The sequence below is a fragment of the Streptomyces sp. NPDC026394 genome, assembly GCF_055567735.1.
On record NZ_JBVHPX010000001.1, the window covers coordinates 244,470 to 270,932 of the forward strand.

Here is a 26,463-nt window from a genome sequence, read left to right on the forward strand (position 1 = left end):
GGGGCCCCCGCCGCGGGCGCCCAAACCGGCGGGAAAACCACGGCCCCCCCCAAAACCCCCCCCACCCCCCCCCCACCCCCCCCCCCCGGGGGGGGCCCCCCCCCCCCCGGGGGTGGGGCCCCTCCGCCGTGCCGGGCGCTCAGATCTGGCCCTTACGGGTCAGCTGCGTGAACGAGATCCAGCCCGGCAGTACCGGCAGCCAGAACGTCATGAGCCGGAACAGCAGCACCGCGGGGAACGCGATGTCCGCGGTGAGCCCGGCCAGCGTCAGCGTGGTGGTCAGCGCGGTCTCGATGGCCGCCACACCGCCGGGGGTGGGCGCCGCCGAGCCCACCGCGTTGCCCGCGAGGAACACCACCGCGATGGCCGCGTAGCTGAGCTGCCCGCCCCCGCCGAACGCGCGGATCGAGGCGTCCAGGCACAGCACGTTCGCCGCCGTGAGCAGCAGCGTGCCGCTGATGCCGATCGCCAGCTTCTTCGGACGCTGGAGCACGTCCAGCATGCGCGGCACCACCCCCGCGAACAGCGACCGTACGCGGGTGGCGATGAACTTGCGCAGCACCGGGACCGCGGTGACCACCAGCACCAGCACGGCCGCCGTCAGCAGGCCCGCGATCACCGCGCGGGACGGGGACAGCGACGGGGTGCGCTCGGTGCCGGTCAGATAGCCGAAGGTCAGCAGCAGCACGATGTGGCAGCCCAGGCCGAAGAGCTGGGACGCGCCCACACTCGCCACCGCCAGGCCGGGCCGGATGCCGGACCGCTGGAGGAAGCGGGTGTTCAGCGCCACCCCGCCGACCGCGGCCGGCGCGACCAGCTTGACGAAGTTGCCCGCCACCTGCGCGATCACCGTCCGCAGGAAGGACACCTTCTCCGGTACGAAGCCGAGCAGGCTCATCGCCGCCGCCGGGTAGGTCAGCGCCGAGAAGGCCATCGCCGCCGCCACCCACAGCCACTGCGCCTCGCCGACCTGGCCGAAGTTGGCGTGGGTGATCTGCGACAGCAGGAAGTACGCGGCGAAGACACCGGCGATCCAGCTGACGAGGGTGCGGGGCCTGATCCGCTCCAGGCGGGCCGGCTCGACCGGCGCGGTCGGCCGGATCAGCAGCACCTGCTGGCGGATCTGCGAGAGCAGGTCCTCCTCGCGGGCCTCCTCCAGCGCCTCGTCGACCGCCCGCTTCTCGGCGTTCTTCTCGGCGCGCGCCACCTTGCGGTTGGCCGGCTGTTCCTGTGTGTGCGCGCCGCCCCGCCCGGCCGCCTCGGCAGCCTTGCGCTCCTTGGCGGCGCGCGACGCCTCCAGGACCGCCTCCCGCTCCCGCGCGGAACGCTCGCGGCCCAACTGGCGCAGGGTGGCCCGGGTGGTGCGGCTCAGCGCGATCGGCTGGAGCAGCGGCAGACTGTCGGCGACCGTGTCCGGGCCGAGGACGTCGACGGCCGCGGCCACCGCCCGCTCGGCGCCGGCCCGCAGCGCGAAGGTGGTCAGCAACTGCGCGATGTCCATCCGCAGGACCAGGTCGCCCGCCGCGATCTCACCGCCGCGCAGATCGGTCAGGAAGATCCTGCCGGAACGATCCACCAGAAGGGCGTCACCCACCAGGCGCCGGTGGGCGATGCGCCGCGACTGGAGCGCCGCCACCTGCCGCCAGGCGTTGCCCATCAGATCGTCGGTGATCTCCTCGTCCGGCAGCGAGTCCAGCGGCCGGCCGTCGATGTGCTCGTACACCAGCATCACGGCGTCCGGGCCCAGCTCGGAGGTGGCGATCAGCTTGGGCGCGTTGGCGCCGGCCGCGATGGCCGCGTACGCCAGCAGCGCCTCCTGCTCCAGCGCCTGGCGCAGCGACTGGAGGCTGCGGCGCTGGTTGATGCCGCGCAGCGACAGCCGGCGCCACACCCGGTAGAAGAAGCCCTGGGCCTGCCGTTCACGGTCCACGACGGTGACGTCGATCGGCGGGCCGTCCTCCAGGGTGACGATGTAGCGGCGGCCGCGGTCGGCGTGCTCCGGGTGCTCGGCGGTGCCGATGTCCTCGGCGCGCACCGCCCGGACGGGGTGGAAGCCGACCCGGCGCAGGCCCGCGAGGAGGTTCTGGCCGGTGGGGCGGACATTGGGCGAGCCGACCGCGTACAGCGTCCCGAAGGCCACCGTCCAGCCGATGAGGATGGTGGTGACGATGGCGAACGGCGTCGTGTACCGGCCCACGAGCACGGCGAACGCGTCGAGCAGCAGCACGCACCACATCGCCACCCGCCAGCGCGGGCGCCGCGACATCCCCACCGCGGTCATGTACGCGATGACCGGCGCGAGATAGCTGTGCACCGGCGGGGTCAGCCCGCCGTTGGCCAGCGGCTGGGTCAGCGCGACCTGGATGGACTCCGGGGCGGCCTCGGCGACCCACAGGTCGGTGGCGAGCGAGACACCGTGCGCGAGGACCGCGGCCAGCACCCCGTCCGCGATCCGCAGCCCGTCCCGTTTGATCAGCCGTTCGATGGCGAAGGCCACCGGGACGATCAGTACGGCCACGCTGGACGCCAGCCCGGCGAAGTTGATCAGCAGGCGGGGTGCCAGGCCGGCGCCCTCGCCGATGTCGCGCTGGAGACCCTGGGTCGTGCCGTGCGCGAACGTCGCCAGCAGCAGCACCAGCGCGATGCCGACGATGCCGAGCAGCAGGCGCATCAGGTCGGACGGGCGGTGCACCCGGGCGGGCAGCAGCGGCTCGTCCCCGGAGACCTGGTCGACGTGGAACTCGCTGCCTACGTGGTCGGGCAGCGGGGCCGGGCGATCGAGCCTGTCGGTTTTGCTGCTTTTGTCGCCCTTGCTGCTGCTGGTGGCTTTCTCGGTGCTGTCGACTTTGCCAACTTTGTCGGGGGTGGCGCCGGCCTCGGCGGTCGCCCCGGTCCCGGTGGTCGCTTCGCCCTCGGCGGTCGCTCCCGTCCCGGCAGCCCGGCCCGTGTCGCCCGGCCGGTCCGGGCCGGCCGTCCCGCCGGCGGTGCGTTCCTCTTCTGCCGTGCCCTCCGCTCCGGTGGAAGCGGTCGCCGTGTCCGCCCGGCAGGGCCGGTCCGGCCCCGCCGGCCCGGCCGGCCCTTCCGGTTCCTCCGGACTCGCGGGCTCGTCGGCTCTTCCGGCCTTCTCGATCGTGCTCGCCTTTTCGGTCTCGGAAGCCTGTGACGGCTTCCCCCGTGGTTTTCCGTCCCCCCGGGCGGGGGTGGCGGAGGACAGCGCCTCAGGGGTGCCGGCCTCCCGTGGAGGCACCGCACCCTGCTGTTCGGCCGTCTCTTTTTGATCTCGTATCACCAGTCACCGCCCGGAAGATGGTGGCATGGCCGGGAGGAGGCGGGGGGCATCAGGGTGCATTTCGAAGGGCCGGGAAACGGAACATACGCCGCCGCGACCGCCCGCGCACGCCGTCGGCGGGCCGCCGCGCGGACGGGGCGGGACTGTCGGTGGTGTGGTGCAGGATGGGCCGAATGAGTGGGACGGCGGAAGACATTCCCGAGTACGGCACCGGGGAGATCCCCGAGTACGCGGAACGGGTCCTCGGCGTCGCCGAGCTGATCCCGCCCGGGCGGGTGATGACGTACGGCGACGTCGCCGAGTGGCTCGCGGGGGAGGAGTCGCCGGGCGAGCCGGGGCAGGGGCCGCCCTCCGGCGGAGGGCCCGCGGGGGCCGGTGCCGGGCGGCGCGTGGGCGGGCCGCGCCAGGTGGGCCGGGTGATGGCGCTGTACGGGGGCGCCGTGCCGTGGTGGCGCGTCGTGCGCGCGGACGGGCAGCTGCTGCCGGGCAGCGAGCTGCGCGCGTTGGCGCACTACCGGGAGGAGGGCACCCCGCTGCGCGAGGCGTCCAGGTCCGCCGAGGGGCATGTACCGCGCCTCGACATGCGACGGGCCCGGTGGGACGGGCGCGATACGGGGGTGGAGGGCTGAGGGGGCGGTGATGTCGGCGGGGCTGTTGAGATCCGTGGGAGTGGAGCGGGTGCGTCCGTAGTACGTCCGTCCGGGGGATGCGGGGCCGAGGCGTACGGGTTCGTGACGAGCGGGGCCGAGGCGTACGGGTTCGTGACGAGCGGGTCCGGCGCGTGCTGACCCGGTCGGCATGGTCGGGCGCTCCAGAGGCGCGTGCTGCCCATGCGGCGCGTGCGGCTCCCGCAACGCGTGCGGCTCCCGCAGTGCGTGCGGCTCACGTGATGTGTGCGGTCCACCCGGCAGACCTGCCATGTTCGACCCGTGCGGCCCTCCCGGCCCGTTCAGCTCACGCACCCCGTACGCCGCATCCGTCACGGACGCCCCCGTCCGACGTACCGTCGTGGGACGGACTGCGGCTCGTGCGCCACCTGGCGTAGCGTCGGGCACGTTCCGTACCACCGCCCCGCCGCCCGGCGTCCGGCGCGGTGGCCGCACCGCCACGCCCCGCACCGCGGTGCACACCACGACCAGCACCTCCTCCCAGGACCGGCGATCCACGTGAGTTCCTCCTTCTCGGCCTCGGCCATGCCGTCCGCGCAGCCGCGCCGGCGGCCGGCGCGTCGGGATGCCACCGGCGCGTACCGACTGGTGCGTACCCGGCCGGGACCGGCGGACCCTCCTGCTTTGGACGCACGTCAGCGCGCTGTGGTTGACCACGGCGGCGGGCCGCTGCTGGTCCTCGCCGGTCCGGGTACGGGCAAGACCACGACGCTCGTGGAGGCGGTCGCCCGGCGCGTCCAGGAGGGCGCGGACCCCGAGCGGCTGCTCGTGCTGACCTTCAGCCGCAAGGCCGCCGTCGAACTGCGGGACCGGATCGCCGCGCGCCTGGGCAGCACCGCCGCCCCGCAGGCGACCACCTTCCACTCGTACTGCTACGCGCTCGTACGGGCCCATCAGGACGCCGACCTGTTCGCCGACCCGCTGCGGCTGCTGTCCGGGCCCGAGCAGGACCTCGTCGTGCGTGAGCTCCTCGAAGGGCAGGCCGGGCTGGCGGCCGCCGGACGGGCCCGGGTGCGCTGGCCGGACGAACTGCGCGCCTGCCTGACGACGCGCGGCTTCGCGGACGAGGTCCGCGCGGTGCTCGCGCGGAGCCGGGAGCTGGGGCTGGGCCCGGACGCGCTCGCCGACTTCGCGCGGCGTACGGGGCGGCCCGACTGGGGCGCGGCGGCCGGATTCCTCGCCGAGTACCTGGACGTGCTGGACGCCCAGGGCATGCTGGACTACGCCGAACTGGTGCACCGCGCGGTGCTGCTCGCGGAGCGCGACGAGGTCGCGGCGGAACTGGCGGCGCGTTACGACGCGGTGTTCGTCGACGAGTACCAGGACACGGACGCCTCGCAGGTGCGGCTGCTGCGCGCGCTGGCCGGCGGCGGCCGTACGCTCGTCGCCTTCGGTGATCCGGACCAGTCGATCTACGCCTTCCGCGGCGCCGACGTCAACGGCATCCTCGACTTCCCGGCGATGTTCCCCCGTACGGACGGCACCCCGGCGCCGGTCGAGGTGCTCGGCACCTCCCGCCGCTCGGGCGCGGCCCTGCTGGCGGCCACCCGGCGGCTCACCGCCCGTATGCCGCTGACCCGCCTCCCGGCCCGGGCGGTACGGGCACACCGCGACCTGGCGGCGGTACGGGACGGCGGCCGCGTCGAGGTCTACACGTACCCGACGCCGGGCGCCGAGCTGGACAACATCGCGGACATCCTGCGGCGCGCGCACCTGGAGGACGGCGTGCCGTGGCGCGACATGGCCGTCCTCGTACGCGCCGGCGCCCGTTCCCTCCCCGGCGTGCGCCGGGCCCTGACCACGGCCGGTGTGCCCCTGGAGATCGACGGCGACGAGCTGCCGCTGCGGCAGGAGCAGGCGGTGGCACCGCTGCTGACGGCCCTGCGGGTGGCGGCTTCGGCGGCTGCCGCGCCTGCGGCAGCGCAGGCGCACGTGCCTGATGCCGATGTGCCGGCCGACGGTGATGGGAACTCCGTTGCTGATGCCTCGGCCGAGGACGCCTCAGGCGTGGGCATCTCGTCCGAGGGCGCCTCGGCCGAGGGCACTTCGGACGATGCCGTCTCGGCCGCTGACGCCCCTGCCGATGATGTTTCCGTTGCTGATGCCCCCGTACCGGCAGACCGGGTTCCCGAGACGGCGCCCGGGCTCTCCGCCGAGACGGCCATAGACCTGCTGACCTCCCCCCTCGGCGGTCTCGACGCCGCCGACCTGCGCCGGCTCGGGCGGGCGCTGCGCGAGGAGGAACGGGCCGCCGGGCACGACGTACCGCGGCCCTCCGACGAACTGATCGCGCGGGCCCTCGCCGAACCGGAGCGCCTGGTCGCGCACGATCCGGCGTACGCGCGGGGCGCACGGCAGCTCGGCGAGCTGCTGCGCACCACCCGCGACCTGCTGGCCCGCGGTGGCACCGCCGAAGAGGCCCTGTGGACCCTGTGGGACGGCACCCCCACCTGGTCCCAGCGGCTGGAGCGGACCGCCCGGCGCGGCGGCGCGGCGGCCCGTAACGCCGACCGCGACCTGGACGCCGTCGTGGCGCTGTTCGAGACCGCCGCCCGGGCGGAGGCCCGTACCGGCGGCCGGGGCGCCCTGAACTTCCTGGAGGAGCTGGACGCCCAGGACATCGCCGCCGACACCCTGACCCGCCGGACCGTCCGGCCGGACGCGGTGCGCCTGATGACCGCGCACCGTTCCAAGGGGCTGGAGTGGCGGCTCGTCGTGGTGGCCGGCGTACAGGAAGGGCTCTGGCCCGACCTGCGCCGGCGCGGTTCGCTCCTGGAGGCGGACCGGATCGGCCGCGACGGACTGGCCGAGCCGCTGCCCCCGGGCGCGCTGCTCACCGAGGAGCGCCGGCTGTTCTACGTGGCGGCGACCCGGGCCAGGGAGCGCCTGGTGGTCACCGCCGTCAAGGCCGCGTCCGACGACGGCGACCAGCCGTCCCGCTTCCTGACGGAGCTGGGCGTGGAGCCGCAGGACGTCACCGGGCGCCCCCGCCGTCCGCTGTCGGTCGCCGCGCTCGTCGCGGAGCTGCGGGCCACCACCGTCGACCCGGACGCCACTCCGGCGCTGCGGGAGGCCGCCGCGCGCCGGCTGGCGAAGCTGGCGGCGCTGCGCGACGACGACGGCCAGCCGCTGGTACCGGCCGCCCACCCGGACCAGTGGTGGGGCCTGTACGAGCCGACGCACAGTGCCGTGCCGCTGCGCGACCGCGACCGCCCCGTGACGCTCTCCGGCAGCGCGCTGGACCAGCTCGCCAACACCTGCGCGCTCCAGTGGTTCCTGGGACGCGAGGTGAAGGCGGACACGCCCGCGACCGCCGCCCAGGGCTTCGGCAACGTCGTCCACGTACTCGCCGACGAGGTCGCCTCCGGCCGTACCCCTGCCGACCTGTCCGTCCTGATGGAGCGCCTGGACTCCGTATGGGACACGCTCGCCTTCGACGCGCCCTGGAAGTCGCGGCAGGAGAAGGACAACGCGCGCGCCGCACTGGAGCGCTTCCTGCGCTGGCACGTGATGGAGCGCGGCACGCTGGGCCGCGAGACCGTCGCGACCGAGCACGCCTTCGACGTCACCCTCGAAGCGGGCGAGTACGCCGTCCGCATCCGGGGCAGCATGGACCGCGTCGAGCGGGACGCGGAGGGCCGGGCGTACGTCGTCGACTTCAAGACCGGCAAGCAGAAGCCGACCGGGCCGGAGGTCGCCCGGCACCCGCAGCTCGCCGTGTACCAGTTGGCGGTGCGCACCGGAGCGGTGGACGCCGCCTTCGAGGGGCGGCGGCCCGAGCCGGGCGGCGCGGAACTCGTCCACCTGCGGCTGGGCGCGCCCCAGAAGGAGGGCGGGGACGCGCTCCCCGCCGTCCAGGCGCAAGGGCCCTTGGACGGGGACTGGGTGGGCGAGCTGCTCGCCACCGCCGCGGGCCGCGTCCTGGAGGAGCGCTTCACGCCCACCACGGGGCAGCACTGCACCCACTGCACGTTCCGCAGCGCCTGCTCGGCCCTGCCGGAGGGGCAGCACGTGGTGGACTGACGGGGACGGCGGGGCCGCCCCCGCTGCGGGTGTGACGGCCACCGCGGTGAACGGCGGCCTTCGCCGCCTTCGCCGGCCCGCTCAGCAGGCGTTTGCCGCGATTGTCAGTGGGGGCGGATACGGTCTCGGATGTGTCAGCTCGCATCACCGACCCCGAGCAGCTCAAGGAGCTCCTCGGCATCCCGTTCACCCCGGAGCAGACGGCCTGCATCACCGCACCGCCCGCCCCGCAGGTCGTCGTGGCCGGCGCCGGTTCCGGCAAGACCACGGTCATGGCCGCGCGCGTGGTGTGGCTGGTCGGCACGGGCCAGGTGGCTCCCGAGCAGGTGCTCGGGCTGACGTTCACGAACAAGGCGGCGGGCGAGCTGGCGGAGCGCGTCCGCAAGGCTCTGGCGGCGGCCGGGGTGACGGAGCCGGCCGATCCGTTCGGCGCGGCCGGTCCGGGCTCCGATGGCCCGGGGCGGGGCGTCCCGGGCGCCGGGGACGGCGTCCCCGGTGAACCCCGGATCTCCACGTACCACTCCTTCGCCGGTCAGCTCCTCAAGGACCACGGCCTGCGCATCGGCCTGGAGCCCAGCGCCCGCCTCCTCGCCGACGCCACCCGCTTCCAGCTCGCCGCCCGGGTGCTGCGCACCGCCCCCGGCCCGTATCCCGCCCTGACGAAGTCGCTGCCCGCCCTCGTGGAGGACCTGCTCGCGCTCGACGGCGAGCTGGCCGAGCACCTGGTGGAGCCGGACCGGCTGCGGACGTACGACACCGAGCTGCTCGCCGCCCTCGGCCAGGTGAAACTGACCAACGCCGACCTGCGCAAGGTGCCCGAGACGGTCCGCGGCCGCCTGGAGCTGCTGGAGCTGGTCAGGACGTACCGCGCCGAGAAGCGGCGGCGCGAGCTGCTCGACTTCGGCGACCAGATCGCCCTGTCGGCGACCCTCGCGACCACCCGCCCCGAGGTGGGCGCGCTGCTCCGGGAGGAGTTCAAGGTCGTCCTCCTGGACGAGTACCAGGACACCTCCGTGGCGCAGCGGATCATGCTCTCCGGCCTGTTCGGCGGCGGTACGGGCCATGCGGTGACCGCCGTCGGCGACCCCTGCCAGGCCATCTACGGATGGCGCGGCGCCTCCGTCGCCAACCTGGACGACTTCCCCGACCACTTCCCCTTCGAGGACGGCAGCCCGGCCGGCCGCTCCGCCCTCAGCCAGAACCGCCGCAGCGGCGGCCGCCTGCTCGACCTGGCCAACGGGCTCGCCGCGCCGCTCCGCGCCATGCACGCGGGCGTCGAGGCGCTGCGTCCGGCGCCGGGCGCGGAGCGCGACGGCGTGGTGCGCTGCGCGCTGCTGCCCACCCACGCGGAGGAGATGACCTGGCTCGCCGGGAACATCGCCCACCTGGTGCGTACGGGCACCCCGCCCGGCGAGATCGCGGTGCTGTGCCGGACCGCCGGCGACTTCGCCCGAATCCAGGGCGAGCTGGTCGCGCGGGAGATCCCGGTCGAGGTCGTCGGCCTGTCCGGGCTGCTGCACCTGCCCGAGATCGCCGACCTGGTGGCGGTGTGCGAGGTCGTCCAGGACCCCACGGCCAACGCCGCCCTGGTACGGTTGCTGATCGGCCCGCGCTGGCAGATCGGCCCCCGTGACCTGGCTCTCCTGGGCCGCCGGGCACGGCTCCTGGTCCACCGCGACGGCCAGTCCGGGGACCCCGAACGGCGGCTGGCCGAGGCCGTGGAGGGCGTCGACCCCGCCGAGACCATCTCGCTCGCCGACGCGCTCGACACCTTCCTGGAGTCGGACGGCCGCCCCGACGACGGCCTGCCGTTCTCCCCGGAGGCGCGCGTCCGCTTCGCCTACGTGGCACGCGAACTGCGCGAGCTGCGACGTTCCGCGGGCGATCCCCTGATGGACGTACTGCACCGGGTGCTGTCCGTCACCGGCCTGGAAGTCGAGCTGTCCGCGTCCCCGCGCGCGCTGGCGGCCCGCCGCCGGGAAACCCTGGGGACCTTCCTGGACATCGCCGCCGGTTTCGCCGCCAAGCAGGGCGGTGCGGCCCTGGACGGCGACGCGACGCTCCTCGCCTTCCTGGGCTTCCTGCGCACGGCCGTCCAGCACGAGAAGGGCCTGGACAGCTCTCTCCCGGGCGGGGACAACACGGTCAAGGTGCTGACCGCCCACAAGTCCAAGGGCCTGGAGTGGGACGTGGTCGCCGTCCCCGGCCTGGTCGGCAAGCAGTTCCCCAGCGAGCAGGCCCGCGACTCCTGGCTCACCCGGCCCAAGGTGCTGCCGCACGCCCTGCGCGGCGACGCCGCGACACTGCCGGACGTGGCCGACTGGAGCAGCCGTGGCCTGAAGTCCTTCAAGGAGGAGATGAAGGACCACCAGTCCGTCGAGGAACTGCGCCTCGGCTACGTCACCTTCACCCGCCCGCGTTCCCTGCTGCTCGGCTCCGGCCACTGGTGGGGCCCCGACCAGAAGCGGCCCCGCGGCCCGTCCGCCTTCCTGGAGGCCCTGCGCGCCCACTGCGAGGCCGGTCACGGCGAGATCGAGGAGTGGGCCGACGCGCCCGAGGAGGGCGCGGAGAACCCGTCGCTGAAGGAGGCGGAGACCGAACGGGAATGGCCGCTGCCGCTGGACGCGGTGGCGAAGGAACGCCGGCGAGCGGCCGCCGCGACGGTCCTGGCGTACCTGGACGGGATGCCGGGAGGCGGCACCGGCACCGGTACAGGCGCAGGCGTGGACGCCGGCACCGGCGCGGGCACGAGCGCCGGTGCCGCACTGCCGCACGCCGCCGCGGCCGGCGGTCCGGAGGCCGCGGCCACCCACGACGCCCCGCATCCCGCGGTGGGGGGCGCCGCGTCCGTACCCGGCCGGTACGAGGACGTTCCGTATGAGAACGATCCTTACGAGGGTGACCCTCGCGAGGGCGCCTCTTACGAAGACGCGTACGCAGCCGGCGACGCCGAAGGGCCCGGCTTCGGCCCCGGTCCCGAGCACGACCTCGCCGACTGGGACGCCTGGAGCGCCGAGCGGCCCGCGCACCCGGAGGACGACGACCGGCCGGACGGCACCGGCACCGGTTCCCGCACCTCGGACGGTGCCGTACGCCCCTCGGACGGTGCCGCACGCGCCGATGACCGGCGGCCCCACGTACCGGGGCCCCACGTACCGGCCCAGGCCCGCGCCCCCCGAACCGCTCCGGACCCCGCCCTCCTCCCCGAGGAGCGCAGGACCGTCGCCTCCTGGGACCGCGACCTCGACGCGCTCGCCGACGAGCTGCGGCGGTCCCGTGCGACCGTGCGCGACGTGCCCCTGCCGTCCTCGCTCAGCGCCTCGCAGTTGCTGTGGCTCGCGTCCGACCCGGACGGCTTCACCCGGGAGCTGGCGCGCCCCATGCCGCACCCGCCCCGGCCCGCCGCCCGCCGCGGTACGCGCTTCCACGCCTGGGTGGAATCGCGCTTCGAGGAACTGACACTGCCGCTGCTCGGTCCCGACGAGCTGCCGGGCGGCGCGTACGGCCGCGAAGCCCGCGCACGGGAAGCGGCCGGAGAAGCGGACCCGATCAGGGACGAGGACGACCTGGCGGCCCTCAAGGACGCCTTCGCCCGCACCCCGTACGCCCGGCGCACCCCGTACCGCATCGAGGTTCCGGTGCAGGTCACCCTCGCGGGCCGGGTGATCCGCGGCCGTATCGACGCCGTCTACCGCAGCCGCGGCCCCCAGGGGGACAGGTACGAGATCATCGACTGGAAGACCCACCACGCGCAGACCGCCGACCCCCTGCAGCTCGCCCTCTACCGGGTGGCCTGGGCCGAGCAGCACGGCCTGCCGCTGTCCGCGGTCGACGCCGCGTTCCTGTACGTACGCAGCGGCGAGACGGTCCGGCCGCCGCGGCTGCCCGACCGTGCCGGACTGGAACGCATCCTGCTCGGCGAACCCGCACGGACCATCGGCGAGGCAGCCGTGGAGACGGACGCGGAGAGAGACGTGGGGAGAGACGCGGAGACGGACACCGCGGGAGGAGAGCAGAGGTGACAAGATCGATGAGACCGGCGGCCGACCGCGCCCGCGAGCCGGATAGGCTCGGACACATGAGCACCACCTCGGACAGCGCCGTCCGCGCCTACATCAACGTCCACCGCGAAGAGTTCCTCGACGACCTGGCCGCCTGGCTGCGCATCCCCTCGGTGTCCGCCGACCCGGAGCGCGCCGCCGACGTGCGCCGCAGCGCCGAATGGCTGGCCGGCCGGCTCACCGCGACCGGCTTCCCCACCGCCGAGATCTGGGAGACGGACGGTGCTCCCGCCGTCTTCGCGGAGTGGCCCTCCGGGGACCCGTCGGCCCCCACCGTCCTCGTCTACGGCCACCACGACGTGCAGCCCGCCGCCCGTGAGGACGGCTGGCACACCGACCCCTTCGAGCCGCAGACCGTCGACGGCAAGCTGTACGCACGCGGCGCCGCCGACGACAAGGGCCAGGTGTTCTTCCACACCCTCGGCGTCCGCGCCCACCTCGCCGCGACCGGCCGCACCGCCCCGGCCGTCAACCTCAAGCTCCTCATCGAGGGCGAGGAGGAGTCCGGCTCCCCGAACTTCCCCGCCCTGATCACCAAGCATGCGGACCGTCTGGCCTGCGACGCCGTGATCGTCTCCGACACCGGCATGTGGTCCAAGGACACCCCGACCGTCTGCACGGGCATGCGCGGCCTCACCGACTGCCAGATCGACCTGTACGGCCCCGACCAGGACATCCACTCCGGCTCCTTCGGCGGCGCGGTGCCCAACCCCGCGACCGAGGCCGCCCGCCTGGCCGCCGCCCTCCACGACGAGGACCGCCGGGTCGCGGTCCCCGGCTTCTACGACGGCATCGTCGAGCTGACCGACCGCGAGCGCGAACTCTTCGCCGAGCTGCCCTTCGACGAGTCCGAGTGGCTGCGTACCGCCCACTCCCACGCCGCGCTCGGCGAGACCGGCCACAGCACCCTGGAGCGCATCTGGGCCCGCCCCACCGCCGAGGTCAACGGCATCGGCGGCGGCTACCAGGGCCCCGGCGGCAAGACCATCGTGCCGTCGGCGGCGCAACTGAAGCTGTCCTTCCGCCTGGTGGCGGGCCAGGACACGGCCGCCGTGCAGCAGGCCGTACGGGACTGGGTCGCCGCCCGGCTGCCCGACGGCATCCGCCACGAGATCACCTTCTGGGGCGCCACCCGCCCCTGCCTGACCCCGCTCGACCACCCCGCCCTGCAGTCCGTCGTACGGGCCATGGGCCGCGCCTTCGGCCAGAAGATCCGGTTCACCCGCGAGGGCGGCTCGGGCCCGGCCGCCGACCTCCAGGACGTCCTCGGCGTACCGGTCCTCTTCCTCGGCATATCCATCCCCTCGGACGGCTGGCACGCCCCGAACGAGAAGGTCGAGCTGGACCTGCTGATGAAGGGCGTCGAGACCGCCGCGCACCTGTGGGGCGACCTGGCGGAGAACTGGCGCGTCGCTTGATCCGTGACCACACCGCACCGACGCCCGTGGCCGTGACCGGGCCGACGGGCCGCTCCACGGTGACGCCCGGCGCCCACCCCTGGGCGGATGCCGCATCCGGCTCCCGTCCCGGGGGCGGCGCGGCCGTGTCCGTGACCGGGCGGGTGGGCGCGGTGGCCGGGCGTCCGGGGCAGAGGACCGGCCGACTCGTGAGCGGTACGGCCGCGCTCGTGACCGGGCCGGAGACCCCGACGTCCTGGGGCTCGGCACACGAGGCGGGCCGGTCCGTGTCGGAAGGCGGTTGGTTCGCGTGCGAGGCGGGCCGGTCCGTACGCGAGGTCGGCCGGTCCGTACGCGGGGACCGCCGGTCCGTACGCGGGCCGGCCGTGACCACGGCTGCGACCGTGCCCGTGCCCGTGACCGGCCCGGAACTCCGTGCCGCCGGGAGCCCGACGCACAGCACCCACTCTGGATCCCGCCTCGGGACCTGCCTTGGCGCCCGCCCCGGGCCCCGCCCCGGGACCTGCCTTGGCACCCGTCCTGGACCTCGCCCCGGGACCTGCTTCGGCGTCCGCCTCGGCACCCGCCCCGGACCCCGCCTCAGCACCCGCCCTGGCGTTCGCCCGGTGGCTCGCCCCGACACCCACACCCGTCCTCCCGCGCCACCACCCACCCTGCGCACCCGCCGCCGTACCACCCACGCCGCTTGCACCGCCGCCCGAGGAGCCCGCACCGCCGTTCGTCCGGCGGCCGTGCTCGCGAGCAGCAACCACCCACGCCCATAGGGGGAGTTGGAAACCGCAGTGACCACCTGGACCGACCACAGCGCCGACCGGCCGATCACGTTCAGCGCGCCGAGCGGCATCGACAGAGCCGCCCACCACCGCCTCGACGAGGCGTGGCTCGCGGCGGCCTGGAGCCACCCGACGACGCGCGTCTTCGTGGTCTCCGGAGGCCAGGCACTGGTCGACGACACCCCCGACGGCCGCACCGAACTGGTGATGACGCCGTCCTTCGAGGCGCCGCTCACCGAGACGCACCGCTACTTCCTCGGCACCGACGAGAACGGCGTGCGCTACTTCGCGCTCCAGAAGGACTCGCTCCCGGGGCGCATGGACCAGTCCGCGCGCCCCGCCGGCCTGCGCGAGGCGGGCCTGCTGCTGTCCCCGCGCGACGCCGGGCTGCTCGTGCACGCCGTCGCCCTGGAGAACTGGCAGCGCCTGCACCGCTTCTGCTCCCGCTGCGGCGAACGCACCGTCATCGCGGCGGCGGGCCACATCCGCCGCTGCCCCGCCTGCGGCGCCGAGCACTACCCGCGCACCGACCCCGCCGTGATCATGCTGGTCACGGACGAGGAGGACCGCGCGCTCCTCGGCCGCCAGGTGCACTGGCCGGAGGGCCGCTTCTCCACCCTGGCCGGCTTCGTGGAGCCCGGTGAGTCCATCGAGCAGTCGGTGGCCCGCGAGGTCTTCGAGGAGGCGGGCGTGGTCGTCGGCGACGTCGAGTACGTCGCCAGCCAGCCGTGGCCCTTCCCGTCCAGCCTGATGCTCGGCTTCATGGCCCGCGCAACGTCCTCCGAGATCCAGGTCGACGGCGAGGAGATCGAAGAGGCCCGCTGGTTCTCCCGCGAGGACCTGAAGGCCGCCTTCGAGTCCGGCGAGGTCCTGCCCCCGTACGGCATCTCGATCGCCGCCCGCCTCATCGAAGCCTGGTACGGCAAGCCCTTGCCCAAGCCGTAGGACCACCCCGGCCGGGGCCGCGACAGGCCCCGGCCCGGCCCCGCCACCAGGCCCCGGGTTCTGCACCGGCTGCGGCTACCGTCTGGGCTGTCTGCCCTTGGCCGCACAAATGCCACAAGGAAACGGGCACGCCGGAACCACGCCGCCCGCACCCCTCACCCCGGCAGCGGAACCTCCCGCTGGTGCGCCTCCTTCATATGGCGCCGGTACCGTACCCGGGCGTCGACCTCCCGCGACTGGTCCCGCCTCTCCCGCCCGTCCCTTTCGAGCGCCTTCAACAGCTCGCACACTTCGCACACCTCGCTCCTGCACGCCGCGCCTTCTGTCATACCGACACGATCGACCTGTATGGACCTGGCGCCCAGTGGCATCCATAGGGGCAAGTTCTGGTGCAGCACCGTCTGCTGCCCCCCGGGCAGCGGGCGAAGGAGCACTATGGGTCCATGCCCATCGGGGAGCTCATCAGGAATCTGCGCAAGGCTCGCGGCTGGAGTCAGGGGCGGCTGGCTTCGGAGATCAACAAGATGTTCGGTACAGGGCTGACGCGTGAATACGTGAGCCGCTGGGAGTGTTCCAAGGTGGTACCGGGGGCCTATCACCTCCGCCACCTGTCGGCCGTCCTGGACGTTCCGCCGGCCACTCTTGAGGGTGAAGTGGGCCGGCGTGCCTTCATCAGCGACGTGGCCGCCACCGCGATAGCCCCCGTGGTCGCCTCCGACCTGCTCAGCGTGGGTTTCGCCGCTCGCTTGCGCGGCGGCCCGTCGGCGGAACAGTGGGAAGCCAAGCTGGCCACGTACGGCACCGACTACATGTCGATGGGGGCCGCCGACATCCAGCGCCGCGTGGCCGGTGAACTCGTCGTGGTGCAGCAGCAGCTCGACGACCCTCGCCTGTGGTCGGTGGCCGCACGGCTCATGACCCTGTACGCCAAGACGTTCCCCGGCTCGGACGGCGCCAAGGCCGTCTCCTGGTACCGCACCGCCGTCCGGGCCGCCGACCGGTCCGGAGACGAACGGGCCCGCGTATGGGTGCGCGGCCGTGCCGCGATCGCCCTCGGGTACGAGGGCGCTTCCCTTGGCGTCGCCGACATCCTGGCGGACCAGGCCATGGCGATCTCCGAGGAGCCGTCTCTCGGGCTGGTGAACGCCGTGATGGGGAAAGCCCACGCGGCAGCGGTGCGGGGCGACAGGGCGACCGCCGAACGGCTGGCCGAACGCGGCCGACGCCTCTTCGACCGCGCCGGTTCCCGCGAGCAGACGTCGGACTACGCCGTGCCCTGGTGGCGTATGAACGTCTTCCTGTCGCTGTTGCTCGCCCGTCTGGGGGACGAGAGGGGCGCGGTCGACGCCCAGGAGCGGGCACACCGCGAGCTTCCGGTGAGCCTGCCGAGGTTCGCCACGCACCTGGAGATGCACCGCGGGCTCATGCTGGCACGGTCCGGCGACCGTGCCGGAGGGGTGGCGTACGCGCAGGCGGCTCTGGACCGGCTGCCGCCCGGGAAACACTCGCTCACGCTGCGTATGCTCATGGCAGAGGTCAAGGCTTGACGCGGCCCTCGTCTCGGACGACGACGCTCCTCCCGGCCGCGCCGGGCGCGCGTACGACGAACCCCCGGCCGAGACGACCGGGGGTTCGCCCGCGTGAACCCGTGGGCTCGGTGCGAGCCGTCGCTCAGACGCCGAGTGCCTGCTTGACCTGGGCCAGGGACGGGTTCGTCATGACCGACTCCTCGCCCGAGGCGGGAACGATCCGGACGGTCGGCACGGTCTGGTTGCCGCCGTTGGCCTTCTCGACGAACGCCGCGGACTCGGGGTCGTGCTCGATGTTGATCTCGGTGTACGCGATGCCCTCGCGGTCCATCTGGCCCTTCAGCCGACGGCAGTAGCCGCACCACGTGGTGCTGTACATCGTCACAGTGCCCGCCATGGGTCCTCGCGCTCCTTCAATCTCGGCGTGTTTGCAGTACGAGAACGCCTGCCCGCCCCGGACCATTCCCGCCCGTGCCGGGCCGCTCCCGTACGCGTACGGTTCCACTTCTGTAGGCCCGCGTATTCGTACGACCGCGGGGTGACGGCTGCGGACAACTTTCCCGGCTGCCCCGGTCGACCTGGCAGCATGGTCGGGTGACAGCAGCATCGGACTCCACTCTCTTCCCGCAGGTTGCGGCCGCGACCCAGTTCCCGGCCACGCCCGCGGGTGCCGACGCGGTGCTCGACGGCCTGGACCCCGAGCAGCGCGAGGTCGCCACGGCCCTGCACGGCCCCGTGTGCGTCCTGGCGGGCGCCGGGACGGGCAAGACCCGCGCGATCACCCACCGCATCGCGTACGGCGTGCGTGCGGGCATCCTGCAGCCGTCCACGGTGCTCGCCGTCACCTTCACCGCCCGCGCGGCGGGGGAGATGCGCGGGCGGCTGCGGCAGTTGGGGGCGGGCGGGGTGCAGGCCCGGACGTTCCACTCGGCCGCGCTGCGCCAGCTCCAGTACTTCTGGCCGAAGGCGGTCGGCGGCGAGGTGCCGAGACTGCTGGAGCGCAAGGTCCAGGTGGTCGCGGAGGCCGCTGCCCGCTGCCGGATCCGCCTGGACCGCAACGAGCTGCGTGACGTCACGGGCGAGATCGAGTGGTCCAAGGTCACCCAGAGCGTGCCCGCCGACTACCCGGCCGCCGTGCACAAGGCCGGGCGCGAGGCCCCCCGCGACCCGGCCGAGATCGGGCAGATCTACGGCACGTACGAGCAGCTCAAGCGCGACCGGGGGACCATCGACTTCGAGGACGTGCTGCTGCTGACGGTCGGCGTCCTGCAGGACCGGCACGACATCGCCGAGCAGGTCCGCGCCCAGTACCAGCACTTCGTCGTGGACGAGTACCAGGACGTCAGCCCGCTCCAGCAGCGGCTGCTCGACCTGTGGCTCGGCGACCGCGACAACCTCTGCGTCGTCGGCGACGCCAGCCAGACGATCTACAGCTTCACCGGCGCCACCCCCGACCACCTGCTGAACTTCCGCACCCGCCACCCGAACGCCACCGTCGTGAAGCTGGTCAGGGACTACCGCTCCACCCCCCAGGTCGTGCACCTCGCCAACGGGCTGCTCTCCCAGGCGCGCGGCCGCGCCGCCGAGCACCGGCTGGAGCTGATCTCGCAGCGGGACGCCGGCCCCGAGCCCGCCTACACGGAGTACGCGGACGAGCCGGCGGAAGCGGAGGGCACCGCCCGCCGTATCCGCGATCTGATCGCGTCCGGCGTGCCGGCCAGCGAGATAGCGGTCCTGTTCCGCATCAACGCGCAGTCCGAGGTCTACGAGCAGGCCCTCGCCGACCATGGCGTGCCGTACCAGCTCCGTGGTGCCGAGCGGTTCTTCGAGCGGCCCGAGGTGCGCGAGGCGGGCGTCAAGCTGCGCGGCGCCGCCCGCTTCGGCGCCAACGACGCCCTCCTCGACGACGCTGTGGACCTCCCGTCCGAGGTCCGGGCGGTGCTGAGCGACATGGGGTGGACGAGTGTGCCCCCGGCCGGCTCCGGCGCCGTGCGGGACCGCTGGGAGTCGCTGGCCGCGCTGGTCCGCCTCGCCGAGGACTTCGCCGAGGCCCGGCCGGCGGCCACCCTCGCCGACCTGGTCGCCGAGCTGGACGAGCGGGCCAACGCCCAGCACGCGCCGACCGTCGAAGGTGTGACGCTCGCCTCGTTCCACGCGGCCAAGGGCCTGGAGTGGGACGCCGTCTTCCTGGTCGGCCTCACCGAGGGCATGATGCCGATCACCTACGCCAAGACCGACGAGCAGGTCGAGGAGGAGCGCCGCCTGCTGTACGTGGGCGTGACCCGGGCCCGCCTGCATCTGGGGCTCTCGTGGTCCCTGTCGCGCGCACCCGGCGGCCGCGCCGTCCGGCGGCCCAGCCGCTTCCTGGACGGCCTGCGGCCCGGTTCGGGGGGCGCGGGGCGCCGGGCGGCGGCTGCCGCCGCGGGCGGTGTCGAGCGGGGCGGCGCCATGGCCCGGGGCGCGGGCAAGCGCCGGACCCGGTCGCCCGCCCGTTGCCGGGTCTGCGGCAAGACGCTCACCGATGCGGGTGAAATGAAGCTCATGCGCTGCGACGACTGCCCCTGTGAGCTCGACGAGGCGTTGTACGGGCGGCTGCGCGACTGGCGGGCCGAGCGGGCGCGGCGGCTGGGCCAGCCGGCGTACTGCGTCTTCACGGACAAGACGCTGATGGCGATCGCCGAGGCCGTTCCGGGAACCGAAGGGGAGCTGGCGGGCATCCCTGGTGTGGGGGGACGCAAGCTGGGCAGATTCGGCGCCGACGTCCTCGCGCTGTGCGCAGGTGAGGAGCTCGTTCCGGCAGCGGACGGGCCGTCGCCGGACGATCTTCCGGAGGGCGGTGCAAGAACCTCCGGAAAGTCGTCAGAAAAATAGTTTGCGCGCGCGGAGCGCATCCCCATAGCCTTCACAGGCACGAAGACGACGGGCCTTCCGGGATCCGCCGGTTTCGTGTTGTACTGAACAAGCCCGGACCGGATTTTCCGGTCCGCCGAGACGCCGAGAGGAGGCGAGACCAGTGATCAGCTTCATCGAGACCCAGAAAATGACCGATCGTTCGGTCGTCGCCACCTGCATGCTCGGCGCCTCGCTCCCGGGCACCGGTCTGTCCGGCTTCGGTCGGCTGTCCGGTCTTGAGGTCTCCCGTGCCGCTTCCTTGGTGTCCCTGCCCAAGAACGAGTGCGACGAGCGACCGACCCAGGCACCCGCAGTAGCGGCAGCGGCACAGGCATCGAATGCGCATGCCTTCGCCGGCGCGGCGGCCAACGGTGCCGAATCCCGGAAGCAGTACGAGACGCAGCAGGACACGTGGGCCCACCGCGGGCACGAACCCTGGAGAGATCCAGCCTGATTCGCATGATCAGGTCGGCACCTTCCAGGGCCGCGGAACCCACACCGGGATCCGCGGCCCTTTTGCTTTGCCCATGAGCCCAGCCACCAGCCGGGCCGAACAGACGAGGAACACACCACCGTGCAACTCCAGACGCACACCCCGTCCGTCGCCACCGACCTGATCCCCCCGCCCGACTCCCAGGAGACCCCTTTGCTGCCCCTCACCGAGCTCGACGACGAGATCGACCGACTCGGCGCCGCCGTGCCGTGCCGTACCTACGACCCCGAGGTCTTCTTCGCCGAGACCCCGGCCGACGTGGAGTACGCCAAGTCCCTGTGCCAGACCTGCCCGGTGCGCGAGGCGTGTCTCGCCGGCGCCAAGGACCGTCGTGAGCCATGGGGCGTCTGGGGCGGCGAACTGTTCGTCCAGGGCGTCGTGGTGCCCCGCAAGCGTCCGCGTGGCCGCCCGCGCAAGAACCCGGTCGCGGCATGAATCTCGGCGGCACGTACACCAGCGGCACAGGAACGATCGACCGTCCCGCCCAGCGGGACCCCCAGAAGCAGGACCCGATGAACCCCACCCTCACCGACACCACCGCACCAGCGAACTCCGGCGTGATCGAGTCGCGTCAGAACAGGACCCGTGAAATGCAACTCATCCCAGAAGCCCTGGCGCGCGCACATATGCAACAGCGCCTCCAGGAGGCCGAGTCCGAACGCAGGGCCCAGCGCCTCGCCGCGGCCCGGCGCATGCAGCGCCGCGCCGAGCGGGCGTCGCTGCGCGCCCGGCGCGCTCTGGCCATGGCCGTCATGCAGTGACCCGTCGGCTGCCCGGCATCCGTACGGTGCCGGGCCGCCCAGCGGTGTCACCACCGCATCAGGCGGCCACCGCAACATCACACATCTCAGGGGCTGTCCAACTGGGCGGCCCCTGAGGCGTTGTGCCCCCTTTCCCGGCGGTGACGGGGATATTGTCGGCTGATGAACCAGAAGACTTATGAACAGGCGGGGTTGACCACCGACGACGCGGAGTGCGCCCAGTGCGGAGCCACGGCCGAGGGCACCCCGGCCACCTGGACCTGCACCATCGCCAACGGCACCCGCCAGCACCTCTGCGACACCTGCACCCGGGCCAACCTCCGCGTCATCGAATCCCACCTGGACCCGGTGCCGACGCGGTGAACGGCGGCCGGCGGCTCCCGCCTGGCCCGCGCCGCAGGCTCTGGCCCGCGCCTCAGGCCGGTGTCTCCTCCTCCGCGGGGTTGCTCTGTCCGGGGACGGACGGGGCGGAAGCGTCGGCGGAGGCGGCGTCGGTGGTGAAGCCAGGGAGCCAGGACTCCAGCTCGTCGCGCAGGCGGACGGTGGCTCCCAGCTGGCACAGGACGCCGATCGTGCTCAGCGTCACGCGGTGTATGAGCAGGTAGGAAGGGGGCAGGTTCAACTGGCGGCCGAGCTGGTAGGCGGGGGAGCGGGGATCGGCGATGCGCGCGGCCTGGGTGCGCATCCAGGAGCGGGTGAAGGTGAAGGCGTCCACCTGGGCCGGTTCGATGATCGGGAGCAGATAGTCCAGCACCGCGTCGGGGTCCAGCTCGATGGACTCCTTGACGAAGCCCTCCTCGCGCAGCAGCTCGTAGACCGCCTCGGCCTCACCGTCGAGCGTCATGCGCAGTGAGGCGCCGATCGTGGACGGCAGGCCGTCCGGCAGCCGGTCGACCGTCCCGAAGTCCAGGACGCCCAGCCGCCACTTCTCCGCGGGGCCGCCGGGCGCGTCGCCGGTCAGCAGCCGGAAGTTGCCCGGGTGCGGGTCGGCGTGCAGCAGACCGGTGCGCGCGGTGCCGGAGAAGAGGAAGCGGGCGAGGAGCTGACCGGCCCGGTCGCGCTCCTCCTGGGAGCCGTTCGCGATGACCTCCGAGAGGGGGACGCCCTCCATCCACTCGGTCACCAGCACCTGGTCGCTCTGGTGGACCACCGCGGGCACCCGTACGTCGGGATCGTCGGCGAACTCCTCGGCGTGTGCCTGCTGGGCCTCCGCCTCCAGGGCGTAGTCCAGCTCCTCGGAGACCCGGTCCCGCAGCTCGGAGATCAGCGGCTTGATGTCCATACCGGGGATCAGCGGCCCGAGCAGCCGGGCGAAACGGCCCAGTTGGGACAGGTCGGACAGCAGGGCCGCTCCCGCTCCCGGGTACTGGACCTTGACCGCCACCTCCCGGCCGTCGTGCCAGACCGCGCGGTGCACCTGGCCGATCGACGCGGCCGCCGACGGCTTGTCCTCGAACTCCGTGAACAGCTCACGCCAGTCCGCCCCCAGCCGCTCCGCCAGGATCGCGTGCACCGAATCGGTCGGCATCGGCGGCGCGGCTTCCTGAAGTTTGGTGAGCGCGGCGCGGTACGGGCCGGCGATCTCCTCCGGCAGCGCCGACTCGAAGACCGACAGCGCCTGCCCGAACTTCATGGCGCCGCCCTTCAGCTCGCCGAGCACCCGGAAGAGCTGCTCGGCGGTCCGCTGTTGGAGCTCGCGGCCGACGATGTCCGCCGATCTGCCGCCGATCCGCTTGCCCAGCCCCCAGGTGGCGCGGCCGGCGAATCCCAGTGGCAGCGCGGCCAGCTTGGCGGTACGGGTGACCGCCTTGCGGGGAAGATCTGACATGCGCCCCTCCAACTCACACTGTCCCCAACCGGGGTTACTCCGCCATTGTTACGTGTCGCCGAAGCGGATCCGAGGCGCCCGTGGCGCCGGCCGGTCCCGCCGCGCCGCAGCCGCACTCCGGATGCGGCGCGACCCTGGTCGTCCGCCAGTCCGCACAGGGCAGCGCGACCTCCATCCGGGCTCCTGTGCAGGGTGGCAACTGACCGTCCAGAAACGCCAGCGCCTGTACGGCGGCGAGCCCCGCCACCGCTGTCGCCAGAGCCGCGTCGCACGCCGGAACGGCCGGTGCGCCGCGCCCCGAGCGCCACTGGGCCAGCAGTCGCGGCCAGGCCGGCTCCGCGTCCGTACGCCGCAGTTGGAGGCAGCCCGCGCAGGAGGAGCCACCCGGCAGGACCAGCGGACCCACCACTCCGGTCCCTTCGACCACCCCGGCGAACAGATGCGGGATTCCCGCGGTCACGAAGGGCTCGTACAGGACCGGGTCGGGCGCGTAGGCGGCGAGGCCGTCGCGCGGCGCGATCACGACGAGCCCGAGGCCCGGCTCCCCCGCGTCCGACGGTCCGCTCCCCGGCCGCAGCCGCCGTGACCAGGGTGAGGAGCGGTGGACCAGGCTGCGGGCCGCGGTGTCCCGGCGCGCACCGATCTGCTCCGCCCGCACGCCGCCCGGCACGACGTCCCAGGGTTCGACCTTCCCGCCGTCCTGCACCTCCACCCGCCCGATACCCGCCGCCGAGAGCAGGGCCGCCACCGCAGCACCCACCCGTCCGGCGCCGCGCACCCGCGCCCGTATGGCCCGGCGCGCCCCCATCCGCTCCAGTCCGCCCGCCGCCTCGGGATGGCGCACGGACAGCGACGCGAGGTCCGCCCGGAGCCGGCCGAAGGCCGCGGAGTCGGCGCGCACCGTGTCGGCCGCGGGACCGCCCGCCGACGGCGCGTCCAGCAGGCCGGCCTGCCCCAGCCGGTCCACCACCCGCCGCGCGTGCCCGGCCGGCAGGCCCAGCTCCTCGGCGGCGTCCGCCAGCTGTTCCAGGCTGCGGGTGCCGTCGATCAAGGCCAGAAAACTCCCGGTGGCCGTGTCCACCGGGCCCAGTTCCACCGCGTGCGCCGGGGCCACCCCGAACCGCACCGTCTCCCGGTCCCGCCATCCGCGCCGCAGCGCGGGCTTGAGCATCGGATACATGAAGCCGCCCCCGTCGATCGGATCTCGTCCAGCGGTCTTCAGCATCCCGCGGCCGCGCGACCGGCGTCGGAAGTTGTCCACAGCCCGCAGGCAATAGTCATACAAGCCGTCCCTGTCCTTGAGCGGTACGGGAACATGGCGGAAGCCGGGGGCAAGACTTCCCGCACGGCCAGCGGGTAACGTCGGGGCGTGCCCGCCGACCCTTTGCGCCGAGCCGCAGACCCTCCACGCAGGACCGCCACGCGCCCCGCGACCGGGGGCCCCGCGACGAGCCCGGTCGAGGTGCGCAGAAGCTCGCGGCGACGCCGTACGGTCTCCGCCTACCGGGAGGGCGACCGCACCGTCGTCCTGATCCCGGCCCGGATGTCGGAAGCCGAGGAACGGCGCTGGGTCACGGTGATGCTGGACAAGCTCGCCGCGCAGGAGAGCCGGCGCAAACTCGGCGACAGCGAGCTGGCCGAGCGCGCGCAGCGCCTGTCGGAGCAGTTCCTGGGCGGCCGCGCCCGGCCCGCCACGGTGCGCTGGGTGACCAACCAGAACACCCGCTGGGGCTCCTGCACCCCCGCCGAGGGCAGTATCCGCCTCTCGCACCGGCTCCAGGGAATGCCGGAGTACGTCGTCGACTACGTCCTCCTGCACGAGCTGGCGCATCTTCTCGTCCCCGGTCATGGGCAGCGTTTCTGGCAGCTCCTGGAGTCATACCCGCGTACGGAGCGGGCGCGCGGCTATCTCGAAGGGGTGGTCGCGGCGGAGCGGCTGCCGCATCTGCCCGCGGCCCGTACGGAATAGGGCCGGTTCCGCCCGGTTCGCTCCGTGGCCGGCATCGCCCGCTGTCGGCGGCAGCGGTTAGCCTGGCGCGACGTCATCAGAGCGCGAAGCGGGAGCGGGGGACGGTCGTTACGTATGGCCAGGGAATTCCAGCGGGGCCACAAGGCCAGGATCAGTGACCTGACGGCCGGGACGGATCTGTACGTAGGGGTGCGGATCGCGGGTGCCGGCCTGACCTTCGACATCAGCTGCTTCGGCCTCGACGCGGACGAGCGGCTCTCCGACGACCGGTATTTCGTCTTCTTCAACCAGCCGGCCTCCCCCGAGGGGGCGGTTCAGTTGCTGGGCGCCCAGGCGGGCGACACCGAGTCCTTCCGGGTCACGCTCGACCGGATTCCGCAGCACATCCAGAAGCTGTCCTTCACCGCCACGCTCGACGGCGCGGGCCAGATGTCCCAGATCGGCCCCGGGTACCTGCGCATCGTCGCGGGCGGCGAGGAGGTCGCCCGCTACGCGTTCAACGGTGCCGAGTTCAGCACCGAGCGTGCGGTGATGCTCGGCGACTTCTACCTGAAGGACGTGTGGCGCTTCGCCGCGGTCGGGCAGGGCTTCGACGGCGGCCTGGAGGCGCTGTTGAAGAACTTCGGCGGCGAGGTCGCGGAGGAGGAGCCCGCGCCCGAGCCCGAGCCGGCGCCGCAGGGCGGCGTGCCGGGCTTCGCGCCGCCCGCCGCTTCCGAGCCTGCGCCGGGTTTCGCGCCGCCCGCCGTCTCCGAGCCCGCGCCGGGCTCCGCCGCCCCGGCAGCACCAGGGCAGCCCGCGCCGCCGCAGGTCCCGGCCCAGGCGCAACCGCCGCAGGCCCCGCCGCCCCAGCAGCCGGCGCCGCAGGTGCACACCGCTCCGACGATCGCGGCTCCGATGGCGCCGCCCGGCGCACCGCCCGGTCAGTTCCCCGGGCAGCAGCCCCCGTACGGCCAGCCCCCGCACCAGCAGGCCCCGCCGCCGTACGGCCAGCCGGGCCAGGCAGCCCCCCAAGCCCCGCCGCAAGCCCCGCCCCAGGCCCCGTACGGCCAGCCGGGCGATCCGTTCCCCGGGCAGCAGGCCCCGGCCCCGTACGGAGCCCCCCAGGGCCCGCCCGCCCCGTACGGCCGGCCGCAGATCCAGAGTGGCGGCCCCGGCCTCGGCGTCGTCCTGGAGAAGTACCGCGAAGCGCCCACGGGGCAGCGGTGGACCCCGCAGAACGAGAAGCTGATCCGCGCCGACCTCGGCATCGACGGACAGCCGGTGCTCGCCCGCCAGGGCAGCATGGTCCTCTACCAGGGCAAGGTCGACTTCACCTACAAGGGCGCCGGTATCCGGGGCCGCATCGTGGGCAACGCCACCGGCCAGGAGATGCAGCTGATGCGCTGCACGGGCCAGGGCCAGGTCTTCTTCGCGGACAACAGCGCCCATGTGCACCCCATCGAGCTCCAGGGCGACGCGATCCGCGTGTCGGCCGAGAGCGTGCTCGCCTTCGACGAGTCGCTCCAGTACGAGACCCGCCGCATCGAAGGGCACGGCATCCCGGGCGGCGCGCTGTTCACCATGCAGTTCCAGGGCAGCGGCACGGTCGTCGTCAAGACCCAGGGCACCCCGGTGGTCCTCCCGGTCACCCCGACGACCTTCGCGGACGCCAACGCCGTCGTCGCCTGGTCGGCCGCCTCACAGGTGATCATTTCCAGCCAGGTGAGCCTGCGCCGCAGCGCGTACCCGGGACATTCCGGCGAGACCGTGAACCTCCAGTTCCGCGGCGCGCCCGGAAACTTCATCGTCGTCCAGCCCTACGAGGTCTGAGGGAG

Annotated in this window: 17 protein-coding genes; 13 read left to right on the plus strand and 4 right to left on the minus strand. The window is 73.7% G+C overall.

Translation table 11 applies throughout. From position 1 onward, the window contains the following. Positions 1-139: 139 nt before the first annotated feature. Positions 140-2,671 carry a lysylphosphatidylglycerol synthase domain-containing protein gene (locus ACZ4QV_RS01145; protein WP_467762548.1) on the minus strand — a complete coding sequence of 844 codons (2,532 nt, stop codon included), beginning with the start codon at positions 2,669-2,671 and terminating at the stop codon, positions 140-142. A gap of 782 nt (positions 2,672-3,453) precedes the next feature. Here ACZ4QV_RS01145 and ACZ4QV_RS01150 point away from each other — a divergent pair. The 6 genes from ACZ4QV_RS01150 (at position 3,454) to ACZ4QV_RS01175 (ending at position 16,724) form a co-directional block, all read left to right on the plus strand. Continuing rightward, positions 3,454-3,918: an MGMT family protein gene (locus tag ACZ4QV_RS01150; protein ID WP_467762457.1), complete on the plus strand. Its 465-nt coding sequence runs from the start codon at positions 3,454-3,456 to the stop codon at positions 3,916-3,918. 564 nt (positions 3,919-4,482) lie between these two features. Beyond that, positions 4,483-7,980 carry an ATP-dependent helicase gene (locus tag ACZ4QV_RS01155; protein WP_467762549.1) on the plus strand — a complete coding sequence of 1,166 codons (3,498 nt, stop codon included), beginning with the start codon at positions 4,483-4,485 and terminating at the stop codon, positions 7,978-7,980. Positions 7,981-8,111: 131 nt separating this feature from the next. Then, positions 8,112-12,002, plus strand: coding sequence for an ATP-dependent DNA helicase (locus ACZ4QV_RS01160; protein WP_467762458.1), 3,891 nt, complete (start codon positions 8,112-8,114; stop codon positions 12,000-12,002). Positions 12,003-12,058: 56 nt separating this feature from the next. Continuing rightward, positions 12,059-13,459 (plus strand): dipeptidase, encoded by a 1,401-nt coding sequence (locus tag ACZ4QV_RS01165; protein ID WP_361586408.1) that lies wholly within the window; start codon positions 12,059-12,061, stop codon positions 13,457-13,459. Positions 13,460-14,241: 782 nt separating this feature from the next. Then, the gene (gene nudC / locus ACZ4QV_RS01170) at positions 14,242-15,177 is read left to right on the plus strand and encodes an NAD(+) diphosphatase (RefSeq protein ID WP_361146904.1); all 936 of its coding nucleotides are present in this window, start codon (positions 14,242-14,244) and stop codon (positions 15,175-15,177) included. 443 nt (positions 15,178-15,620) lie between these two features. Next, positions 15,621-16,724 (plus strand): helix-turn-helix domain-containing protein, encoded by a 1,104-nt coding sequence (locus ACZ4QV_RS01175; RefSeq protein ID WP_361616687.1) that lies wholly within the window; start codon positions 15,621-15,623, stop codon positions 16,722-16,724. Between the two features lie 124 nt (positions 16,725-16,848). Here the strand turns inward: ACZ4QV_RS01175 and ACZ4QV_RS01180 are convergent, their stop codons facing one another. Continuing rightward, complete coding sequence (locus ACZ4QV_RS01180; RefSeq protein ID WP_361146898.1) at positions 16,849-17,103, minus strand: mycoredoxin; 255 nt, start codon at positions 17,101-17,103, stop codon at positions 16,849-16,851. A gap of 197 nt (positions 17,104-17,300) precedes the next feature. Between ACZ4QV_RS01180 and ACZ4QV_RS01185 the strand changes: the two genes are divergently transcribed. The 5 genes from ACZ4QV_RS01185 to ACZ4QV_RS01205 all read left to right on the plus strand — a co-directional run bounded on the left by ACZ4QV_RS01185 (position 17,301) and on the right by ACZ4QV_RS01205 (position 21,215). Continuing rightward, positions 17,301-19,577 (plus strand): ATP-dependent DNA helicase UvrD2, encoded by a 2,277-nt coding sequence (locus ACZ4QV_RS01185; RefSeq protein ID WP_467762459.1) that lies wholly within the window; start codon positions 17,301-17,303, stop codon positions 19,575-19,577. Between the two features lie 142 nt (positions 19,578-19,719). Continuing rightward, on the plus strand, positions 19,720-20,052 hold the full coding sequence (locus tag ACZ4QV_RS01190) for a hypothetical protein (protein ID WP_361146892.1): 333 nt from the start codon (positions 19,720-19,722) through the stop codon (positions 20,050-20,052). 120 nt (positions 20,053-20,172) lie between these two features. Beyond that, the gene (locus ACZ4QV_RS01195) at positions 20,173-20,526 is read left to right on the plus strand and encodes a WhiB family transcriptional regulator (RefSeq protein ID WP_003984433.1); all 354 of its coding nucleotides are present in this window, start codon (positions 20,173-20,175) and stop codon (positions 20,524-20,526) included. Then, on the plus strand, positions 20,523-20,852 hold the full coding sequence (locus ACZ4QV_RS01200) for a hypothetical protein (RefSeq protein ID WP_361146889.1): 330 nt from the start codon (positions 20,523-20,525) through the stop codon (positions 20,850-20,852). The genes ACZ4QV_RS01195 and ACZ4QV_RS01200 overlap by 4 nt, the downstream gene beginning before the upstream one ends. 162 nt (positions 20,853-21,014) lie before the next feature. Beyond that, positions 21,015-21,215: a hypothetical protein gene (locus ACZ4QV_RS01205; protein ID WP_361146887.1), complete on the plus strand. Its 201-nt coding sequence runs from the start codon at positions 21,015-21,017 to the stop codon at positions 21,213-21,215. Positions 21,216-21,267: 52 nt separating this feature from the next. Here the strand turns inward: ACZ4QV_RS01205 and ACZ4QV_RS01210 are convergent, their stop codons facing one another. Together ACZ4QV_RS01210 and ACZ4QV_RS01215 are read right to left on the minus strand one after the other, a co-directional pair. Beyond that, on the minus strand, positions 21,268-22,680 hold the full coding sequence (locus ACZ4QV_RS01210) for an ABC1 kinase family protein (RefSeq protein ID WP_361146884.1): 1,413 nt from the start codon (positions 22,678-22,680) through the stop codon (positions 21,268-21,270). A gap of 34 nt (positions 22,681-22,714) precedes the next feature. Continuing rightward, the gene (locus tag ACZ4QV_RS01215; RefSeq protein WP_361146881.1) at positions 22,715-23,860 is read right to left on the minus strand and encodes a TOMM precursor leader peptide-binding protein; all 1,146 of its coding nucleotides are present in this window, start codon (positions 23,858-23,860) and stop codon (positions 22,715-22,717) included. A 189-nt stretch (positions 23,861-24,049) separates the two neighbouring features. Here ACZ4QV_RS01215 and ACZ4QV_RS01220 point away from each other — a divergent pair, with 189 nt between their 5' ends. Next, positions 24,050-24,649 (plus strand): M48 metallopeptidase family protein, encoded by a 600-nt coding sequence (locus tag ACZ4QV_RS01220; protein ID WP_361882893.1) that lies wholly within the window; start codon positions 24,050-24,052, stop codon positions 24,647-24,649. A gap of 114 nt (positions 24,650-24,763) precedes the next feature. Continuing rightward, positions 24,764-26,458 (plus strand): TerD family protein, encoded by a 1,695-nt coding sequence (locus tag ACZ4QV_RS01225; protein ID WP_467762460.1) that lies wholly within the window; start codon positions 24,764-24,766, stop codon positions 26,456-26,458. The last annotated feature ends 5 nt before the right edge of the window (positions 26,459-26,463 follow it).